Genomic DNA, 9,097 nt, shown 5'->3' with positions numbered 1-9,097 from the left:
CGAATTATTTGGAATTGAACATCGACGACGTTAAGCGTTCGCCATGAGTGACCCAGCCGGACGCACCCTGGACACCGTCGATGGGCGTCTCGTGCACAAGGCCACCGTCATACGCGGACCAGCTCGGGATCGCACTGTCGATGTATGACCCAGTGGGAGCGGTGGGGCTCTCGAAAAAGGTTGCGAGGACGTTCATTCAGAGGAATGACTGAGGCCTGAAGGTGTCGTGCAACTGAACCTGCCAGCGCTCATACTGTCATCCGACGCCTGCTTTCTTGGCTTTCCTTTTGTAGCACTGTTGCTAGTTCTGGCGATACTTCGGGTGACCACACTCCTGTAGTCGGACTCCGTTACGATCCGACTCAGAACGAATCGGACACGGTAGGAGCATCGTATGACCACGACCTTGCTGCGTACTGGCTTACTCGTAGCCGTAGGCGGATCGCTCCTGCTCATAGGGTGTGGCAGCGATGTTGAAGGTGCACCGAGAGCCAACGCGGCAGCGGTGGAGCAGATAGCGTCTGAGAATGCCGAGCAGGAGAAGCAAGGCAACCTCGACAGGCGTTACATCGAGGTCACCGATGATCACAAACTGTGGCCGTCGCTTTCTGACGACGTCATGATTGAGCGTGGTCGATTTGTGTGCGAGCGAATCAAGGTTGGCGACTACCGACCGAACATGTTAGAAGAGTTCGTTGATAAGTATGGATTCGCTGACGGCGTGATTTTCATGAGCGATTCAATGGACGTCTACTGCCCGGAAGAGTTGGGCGTCAAATAGATGTCGGTTGATCTTCCGCGGACTCGTTGTAGATCAGAGCCAAAGGGCGGTTTCAATAAATGCCTAAGTTTATGCCTTTCTCGCGCTCCATCTGGCGTGTCCCGGCAGACCGGACTCCGATCTCAGAGCTGCACTGCCTACCTACGCAGGCAGAGAACCCCTTGCGCGGGTTTCGGCGCGCGTGGGCGTATCTGAGGCACGATCAAGGCGCACTGGTGAACAGAGCAAGGTGCACCGCCTGTTGAAGGAAATGGGCCTGCAGGTCCGCATCTACCGTCCACGCAAACGTACCGTTGTCAGCTCTTGTCCGCAGATCGAAGCAGATGTACCGAATGTGTTGTGGGCTATGAACTTTCAGGTCGACTCCATCTTCGACGGCAAGGCTATCAAAATCTCGTCGATGATCGACGAGCACACTCGCTTGTCATTGCTGAAAATCGTGAAGTGTTCTATCACCGCTGAGCGGTTGGCCGACGAGCTGGACAAGACGTTCGCGTTATGTGGTGGTCCACTGTTGGCGCGTGGATGGACAACGGACCGGAGTCTATTTCCATTGCACTGCAACAGCTCTGCGCAAACCGCATTGAAATTTCGTACATTCCGCCGGGAAATCCGTGGAACAACGGGCACATCGAGTCGTTCAATAACCGACTTCGGAGGTAATACTTGAACCGAAACCACTGGATGAGCCTGCTCGAAGGGGAGGCGGTGATCGAAGACTTCAAGGACGACCACAACAACCGGCACCAGCATTCCTCGCTGGGGCACCTGACGCCGGCCTGGGGGTCCCTCCCGCTGCGGGGGCGTACGCTGCCCAGTGCACCCACCGGCACCAGCTGATAGACGCATGCGAGATCGACTGACCGCAATCGCACCGTGGCTCTAGAACGCGGTGGTCATACTATCGGGGACCTGCCAACCCGTTCGGTTCGAGTCAAACTCGAAAAGGTGACTTGCTAGTCATCGTGAAAATGAGCTTGCCTCTCGAATGCAGGGGCCGTTACGCGTTGAGGATCTCCAACGGAATGTCCGTCCGCTCACGACTTGCTGATCCGCCTATCATTTGGTCGGCGAGCGAGTTCGTTTACGGTTGCCGCGACATTACCTTGATCTTTAAGGCTCGACGAGTTGGTCATCCGCCGGATTCTGTCGCTGAGACTTGCGCGCCCGCCTTTCCGACCAAGACTCGGTACTCCGCTGTACCGCTTCCGCTGCTTTGCCGACTGTCTGCACGCCTGCATCGACTGCACTGTCGCCGGCAGCTTTCAATGCACGCAGTGCATCGAGCACCCCTGGGTTCGTCGGCTCGTTCCAACGGGCGACCTGCAGTGCCCTGCTTGTCACGAACGAATCGATGTCTGCACGCAGCGGCGTGAGGTTCTTCTTGAGGCTCCGCGCTGACAGTTTTCGGTGAAATTCCGATACTCGCAACGTTCCATACGTGTCTAGTGTGCTGCGCAAATTTGCCACTAGCACGACGTCTGCTGCTAGGTGCTCTCTCAGAGTGGCCTTTGCACTCTCCAAAACCTGCGGGATGTGGTCGTCCTCTCGAAGTTCGACTCGTTCAACCCTAATTCGCTGCCAGAGGAATAAAGACTCCTGGGCAATCAACAGAAGCTGAAGGGTCTCACCCAGGCGATCTTTCCGAACAGCCTTCTCAAGAAGGTCAGCACGATCATCCGCCGCTACGTCGACCCGCAAGTCAAGCAGCAGGCGTGTGCTGTAATTCCGCAGACGCTCGACTCCAATCTCGAGGTCGGGTCCGAGCGCGGCCACGCTGGACCAATCGGTCTCCGTCAACACAGCACCGCTATCCAGCTCACCGGTAAGGCGTTGCAGGACACGTCTGTGCCCAAACACATCACCAGTTCGCTCAGCATCGGCAAGCCTGAGAATGTCGGCGGTCGTATCTTCGATTCGATTGAGGCTCTCCTGCAGAGGCTCGATCATGGACTCGAGCGCAGAAATCACAGCAGCGGTTGCCAGTGCGATTTGTGGACCGCCAGCCAGGGACGCCGGTGAAATAGGGGTGTTGCTGGTGAACCGTCCGGTCTCCAGTGACCTCGTTACGCGTCGATAACTCACGCTCTCGCCTGGTGCAGGGGATGAGGAATCGCCTCGGATTAGGTACGACGCGGAATCAGGTGATCTCAAGACACCGGCGCACGCCGCACGAACTCTGCGTAACGCCGATGGCGGTAGAACTGTTTCGCGGTACGCGATCGAGGAGTTGCCTTGCCATTCTGCGACGAACTCTGCGACGGCTGATGTCGACCCTGCCACCACAGTGCCGAATTCGTCTTCTGACACGAACACTGTGTCATCCGGGTTTTGATTCGCCGGAATCAATTCACTCATACCCGATATTCTGCACGAACAGCGGCGAGCTTGTCGGCCGCCCTGCCTATATTGGACAAGCGGTAGACCTTCCGTGTCACCGGTGGTGGTCCGATCATAAACCGTCGAGAGGGTAGCGGTGACAACAGTTCTCGTTCCTCTTCGAGTTTTTCGTCGGGGACCGCGCAGATCTCGTTATGGGTACGCGTTGACCTCCGCGCACCACGCTTACGCCGCGGTGTTGGCGGCGTGGACATGGACGGTCGTGCCTGCGACACAGCGTTGAAAGATGGCACCGCGGGTCGCGTTGGGCGTAACCGGGTTCGACGACGCAGGAACACCCTTGTCGTTGCGGCGCCTGACTCGGTCGAGCGTCGAGATCGTCTCCGGCGTCGATTGGGAACGGTTTGCCGCGATCGACACCAGAGCGCCGCATCGTGTGCTTCCCACGCGGGAGTATGCGCGGGGGAGCGGAGAAGGTGCCATCGCGCTGGCTCATGCCGACACTCGATGCCTTGTCCGGAAGCAAGATCGGCATCGTCGACTGGCAGAAGCAGACTGCAGACGTCGAGGCCATCGTCACGGTCGAATCGTTCGATGTCTCGACGCAGACTGTCGATCGTCGCATCGGCGACAGTGCCGCGTCGGAAACTGAATGGCGACTTCGTGCATTGGCCGAGGTTTCAGCATGTGATCGGCGAGGCGCACTCGAAGACCCCATTGTCGCTGCAGGAATGGAACTTCGCAGCGACAGGCTGCACGGCCGATTCACTCGCTTCAACGGCAACGTCTCTCACATCGAGAACGCTGTGAAGTTCTTCGATGCTCCGGTGTCGACGAGCAGGTTCGAAGAGTGGGTGGCCAGTCCTTACCGCTTCTTCGTCAAGACGGTTCTTGGTGTCGATACGCTCGACGATCCCGACGATGCTGCGCAGCTCGATCCGCTGACGCGTGGCAATCTGATTCATCTTTCCCTCGAACGTTACGTGCAGTGAACGATCGACGGCCTCGATGCCACACTCGATCGCCTCATCGAGATTTCCGAAGAGGTGCTTGCCGACGCCCGCATCGACGCGCCGGGATGGCTGCCGCAACTGTGGGAGAAGGACAGCAGCATCATTCGTCGCGAACTCGTCGAGTGGTTCGAACTCGACCGGGCCGATCGTGCCGACGGGTGGACACCGGTGCACGTCGAGCGGGATTTCGGTGCCGAGCCTGACGTGGTTTTGCTCGATGTGATGGGCGAGCAAGTTGCGTTCGCAGGCAAGATCGATCGGATTGATCGGCACACCGATGGACGAATTCGGGCTACCGACTACAAGTCTGGCCAGGCGACCCCGTACAAGAAGCTCTCGGAATCCGAACCGACCGACGGCGGAACCAAGTTCTAGCTCCCCGTGTACGGGTTGCTGGCACTGACAGCGGGAAACAACGTCACGACGCGGTATTGGTTCGTCAACCACAAGGCGAACTACGAGGTAGTCGGATATCAACTGACCGATGCCGCGATCGACGTCTTGAAGGCCGATATCAACAAATTGCCAGACCGTATACGCTCTTCCTCAATCCTTCGCTGACGGGCCAGACTTGGATTTTGCTGCCGAGAGGTCTACCAGGGAGCGAAGTGCTGCGAGAGAAAGATGAAGGACTGCCTTCGAAATCCGCGATAACGCTTGACGCCAACGAGTTGCGTGCAGTCTTGGTCTGCCACCCGGTCATATTCGCTAGCAGGTCACCTCGAATGGACCCAGCAGCGATGAGGCTCGGAGGTGGGTCACGAGAATCGGGGCAGCTCGTCGGCAAATCGGTACGAGCAGCCGATCTCGTCGGTTGTATTGATGCCAGAATTGATGCGGAACCACGCGACGCATGTTCGTGCGATCAGTCGAATGTCCTTGGTGAAAAGGTATCCATCGGTGCAGTCGTCGAAGTGGCCGTCGTGCTGCCACTCGTCGAGCCGCAGGCCCGCGGACGAATAGTCCGCAAGAAGCAGATGACCGAGTTCCGTCCGTGAGCGTCTGAGCATCATCACACCGTCGCTCAGGACGACAACCTGTGCACAGACTACTTCGGTGTCGTCTCTTTCGGCGATGTAGTGACTGGGACCGAGCTCGACGATGAATCCGACCGGCTTGGCGTACATGGATTCGATCAGCCAGGCGCTCAGCGAGTCCCACGCATCGACTGCCATACGCTGGCCATCGACGATGAAGGCATCGACAAGTGAGCCAGGTTCGACCAGTGCTTCCCAAACATCCTTCGCCCATCCGGCGTCGCCGCTGTTCTCGACACCACTCTGATCGGCCCGGATGCAGCCGAAGGTGAAGTCACTCGTTGTAACGATGCCGTCGGCATCCGAACTCTCCACGCTCCAACCCTCCAAGCGGACGCGGAGGTCGTTGACGACTACGAATCTGTTGCCTTCGTCGTCGATGTTGTAATGCCACTCCGGGATCTGTTGCGCAGAAATAGGACTGCGTTTCACCTCGTGAGTGGATACTTCGGCGCGGTAGACATCGGACCGGACCGATCGAATCCGAGTGATCGGCCGAGACTTGCCGATCGCGTACGCGGGCTTCGCCGTCGATATAGCGGCACTGGCGGCATCGAAGTGCTGCTCGACGATCATCTGTGGCCGGCCGCTGGACGACCGACTCGATCTCGCATCGCGATGATTGTGGTTGACGCGTGTCAGGTCGCTGTCTCGGAGTCGGGGAGGGATCTCGCCCTCGGGTTCGACCTCGACTATCACTGTGGAGTGCCGACGTGGATCGGTCCGCCGGCTCCACTCGGGCAGGTCACCAAGGCCGTCGGGCTCGTGATCGAAGAACTGTTCGTCGAACCACACATCCGCCCGGCAGATTTCGATTCCGATGGTCGGGCACACCTTGGCGACAAGCCTCTCGACACGAAGGGCGAGACGCCCAGCGTCCCACCATTCGCAGTGTTCGGATCGGAATACGATCCGTGTATTCCCGAGTACTGACCCATCTAGGTGCGCGACATGTGTGTGGACGCTATGAAGCAATGCGAGCTGACGTTCGGCAGATAGGTCCGACAATGGATGGTCGACCTCGATCGCGATCATGAACTCGGCTCGAGCGGTGTACATGCCGTTGGGCCCGAGGGATATTTGTTCCATAGTTTCTCCTCTGAGTGGAGCGAAGGGGGCTGCCGAGAAAGTCGGCGAGAGTGGCATCAAGTGGTGTGGACTACCTGCAACCTCATGTGTACACGGGGGTACCGACAGGTTTGTCGACAATGCGCGCAGCGCGCATACGATCCAAGTGTTCGACGATCCCGCTATGACTGTTTGTCGCTGTGCGGCGTACACCCCAGTTCGGAGATCAGCGCTGAGTGCAGTCGAACGACTCTTCTTTTCGGTCGACATCCCGTTAATTGCAACGGCGACCTCCCTAAGTGCGGGGGCACGACGTTGTTCGTCGTCGGCGAGGAGCTCCGCTTACCTGGGGTCGACGGGATACCGAGATTGTTCGCTTGCGTGGGCAGAGAGGGGTCGTGGTTGAACCCGCGCAGATATTCCCCATTCGATCTGGCCGGTCAAAGGTGGGCCAGCAGTCGGAAGGTCTCGGTTCATGGAACCCCTCCGACGGGTGGGTCGGTCATGTCGCGATACTAAGTTGGTACTTGCTCTGCTAGGTTTCGCCGCTTGGGGAAGAAGTCACTCGTGGAGGACATCTCCTTCGTGCTGTTAGGCATCGAGCGTGCCATCAGCAATCAAGTCGATGGCGGTCTCGCCCTCGCTGACCTCGACTCAGATTGGTTTGGCGAACAAGTCGTGGCGTCGAGGTCTGACCCCGCCGAGATGGCGAAGTGGGCTTCGTCCACAGTCATCGATGACAACGTGAAAGCGCCAGTGTTCGACGAGCGGGTATTCTCGTGGCTGCATCGTGGCGTGTCTGATGGACTTGCATTTCCCATCGGGCATGCAGGTCTGATGCACGTTTACGGTTATTTGCTGTCGTCGGTCGAAACTCCGTACGGACTGAAGCGGAAAAGGTGGTTGACTGGCGATCTGGCGAATGCGTTCGGGCTCGAGTCGTCGTTCTTCTTTCCGCCTGCATCCGCGTTGCCGCTGATGGAACGTGTTGCTTCAGTGGTGTTACCGATCTTGACCGAACCGACTGCAGACAGTCGGACTGTTCTTGCCTTCGACGACTTCATTGATCTTCGGCGGCGTATGCGCACCGTGTACGTATGCGACCCCGTGACCAATTCGACTGCGCTACTGTACGGCTCGGTGGCCGGTGACGACGTCCGGATTGTGACCGCGTTTCCAAGTGGACCATTGACGGCGCAGTCGGCGCGGGATCGTCTTTTGGAACCGGCGCGGTATCGGTACAACTACTCTCCGGCCGACGCAAAGCCTGGTAGCCAGTTCGAAGGAACGATCGAAGTGTTGACATCCGTGTTCTGAGAATTGTGGTCTCACAAGCTGGCCGCCGCACGGTTTTCGGCACATCGGGTGTATTCCGTCTGCGGCAACGTCCATAGCCCATTAAAGATGGAGAACAACAGTGCTGCTGTTGATCCCTCACACAAAGTTGTACTGATCAAGCTGACACGCTCCTACCCGACTACCGCAGAGTCCTCGCCGGGGTTCGCGGCGGAACTGTATGAGGCGACTCGTCGATGGTGGAAGGTCGCAGCGAGCCGGACAACACCGGGACCGGGCGCACCGGACTACGTTTTTGCCGTACATCGGGGCACCGTGAAGGCTGTCTACGCGATCGATGCATGGACGCGATCGCCGGACGGACGGAAAGCCGGGCCCTCAGTCTTCCACTCACATTCCGATCGAGCCCGACGGTTCGTTCGCAGTTCCGAAGGGTTGGTAGCGTGCAAATTCCTCTGGTCGCCCAGACTGTTGTCACGGTCGACTTCGGCTTTTCGTTCCTGTTGGTTACCTCGGGCGGATTCGAGATTCGGATCGAATCGACGTTCCGAGTGGATGATTCGCAGGCCGGCCGGTTCGAAGGAGTCCCTGACGAAGAGTTGTCGTCCAACACTGCGTTCAGAGACCTGATTGGCAAAGCCATCGAAGACGCGCACGCAGCGGTCGACGGTACGCTGACTCTTCTACTGAGTGGGCACACGACCCTGACGGTGCCCGCTGACCCCGACTTCGAAGCGTGGACCGTGGCTGGTCCCGGGGGAATGAAGATCGTCAGCGAAGCAGGCGGGGGACTGGCAACGTGGAACATCGGTCCGTCGGAAACATAGGTGTTGCAAGCCCCCCCGTGTGCGACGTTTCCGGGACGCCTTCGCTCACGTGACCATTCCCGCCCGAAAGGCAGCCAGTGCCGCCTCGACCCGATTCCGCACACCGAGCTTCACGAAGATCCCAGAGATGTGGGTCTTCACCGTCGTCTCGCTGAGGTAGAGCTCGGAGGAGATGTCCGCATTGGTCGAACCAGTAGCCAAGATACGCAGCACATCTCGCTCCCGCGGGCTCAGCACGTCCATCGACATTGAATTCGGGGCCGTCGGCAACACCGACGTTGCGACGATTTTCCGCAGCGAATCTTCACTGAACAACGTGTTGCCGGATGCCACTGCCCGAACCGACTGATGAAACGTTTCGGGCGCCTCGCTTTTGCTCAGAAAGCTGTGTGCCCCGGCCTCGATGGCGCGTATCACCAGATCGTCCACATCCATCGCCGTCATTGCAATGACTTTCGGGGGATGGGTCAGCGTCATCAATTCGCGGGTGGAGTCCAGCCCGCCGACCCGTCGCATCTGAAGATCCATCAGCACCACGTGCGGCCGGAACGCCGTCACTGCAGCGGGAACCTGGTCGCCGTCCTCCACGTCGGCCACCACCGAAATGTCCGGGGTCTTCGCGAAGATGTCCGTCACTCCACGACGAACGAAGGGGTCGTCGTCGACGATCAGAACTGTAATCACGGCTGGCGCTGTCATGGTGCGCTGAGCTTAGAACGCGTCTCCGACACCGTC

General features: G+C 58.6%; 9 protein-coding genes and 1 pseudogene. 6 read left to right on the top strand and 4 right to left on the bottom strand.

Features of this window, described 5'->3' with window-relative positions; genetic code table 11:
• The first annotated feature begins 394 nt into the window (after nt 1-394).
• The 3 genes from ABIB36_RS16175 (at nt 395) to ABIB36_RS21960 (ending at nt 1,621) form a co-directional block, all read left to right on the top strand.
• Nucleotides 395-781, top strand: coding sequence for a DUF732 domain-containing protein (locus ABIB36_RS16175; protein ID WP_088943633.1), 387 nt, complete (start codon nt 395-397; stop codon nt 779-781).
• Between the two features lie 241 nt (nt 782-1,022).
• On the top strand, nt 1,023-1,451 hold the full coding sequence (locus tag ABIB36_RS21965) for a hypothetical protein (RefSeq protein WP_502944916.1): 429 nt from the start codon (nt 1,023-1,025) through the stop codon (nt 1,449-1,451).
• 14 nt (nt 1,452-1,465) lie between these two features.
• On the top strand, nt 1,466-1,621 hold the full coding sequence (locus ABIB36_RS21960) for an integrase core domain-containing protein (protein ID WP_139804855.1): 156 nt from the start codon (nt 1,466-1,468) through the stop codon (nt 1,619-1,621).
• 273 nt (nt 1,622-1,894) lie between these two features.
• Here the strand turns inward: ABIB36_RS21960 and ABIB36_RS16165 are convergent, their stop codons facing one another.
• Nucleotides 1,895-2,731, bottom strand: a complete 837-nt coding sequence (locus ABIB36_RS16165; protein ID WP_354560904.1) for a hypothetical protein — start codon at nt 2,729-2,731, stop codon at nt 1,895-1,897.
• 615 nt (nt 2,732-3,346) lie between these two features.
• Entirely contained in the window at nt 3,347-3,604 is a 258-nt protein-coding gene (locus ABIB36_RS16160; protein WP_354560906.1) for a hypothetical protein, read from the bottom strand.
• Here ABIB36_RS16160 and ABIB36_RS16155 point away from each other — a divergent pair.
• A pseudogene (locus tag ABIB36_RS16155) lies at nt 3,577-4,509 on the top strand (RecB family exonuclease). The gene ABIB36_RS16160 and the pseudogene ABIB36_RS16155 overlap by 28 nt on opposite strands.
• Before the next feature lie 383 nt (nt 4,510-4,892).
• Here ABIB36_RS16155 and ABIB36_RS21955 read toward each other — a convergent pair.
• Nucleotides 4,893-6,260, bottom strand: a complete 1,368-nt coding sequence (locus tag ABIB36_RS21955) for a hypothetical protein (RefSeq protein WP_502944917.1) — start codon at nt 6,258-6,260, stop codon at nt 4,893-4,895.
• 528 nt (nt 6,261-6,788) lie between these two features.
• Here ABIB36_RS21955 and ABIB36_RS16145 point away from each other — a divergent pair.
• Complete coding sequence (locus ABIB36_RS16145; RefSeq protein WP_354560908.1) at nt 6,789-7,556, top strand: hypothetical protein; 768 nt, start codon at nt 6,789-6,791, stop codon at nt 7,554-7,556.
• Nucleotides 7,557-7,978: 422 nt separating this feature from the next.
• Nucleotides 7,979-8,362 (top strand): DUF6188 family protein, encoded by a 384-nt coding sequence (locus ABIB36_RS16140; protein ID WP_354560911.1) that lies wholly within the window; start codon nt 7,979-7,981, stop codon nt 8,360-8,362.
• 45 nt (nt 8,363-8,407) lie between these two features.
• Here ABIB36_RS16140 and ABIB36_RS16135 read toward each other — a convergent pair whose 3' ends face one another.
• Nucleotides 8,408-9,061, bottom strand: a complete 654-nt coding sequence (locus ABIB36_RS16135) for a response regulator (RefSeq protein ID WP_088943640.1) — start codon at nt 9,059-9,061, stop codon at nt 8,408-8,410.
• Nucleotides 9,062-9,097 lie beyond the last annotated feature (36 nt).

It is taken from the genome of Rhodococcus sp. UYP9 (assembly GCF_040547235.1).
Lineage (GTDB): Bacteria > Actinomycetota > Actinomycetes > Mycobacteriales > Mycobacteriaceae > Rhodococcoides.
Note: the sequence above shows the minus strand (reverse complement) of the source record. Positions and strands in the feature narration are given on the sequence as shown.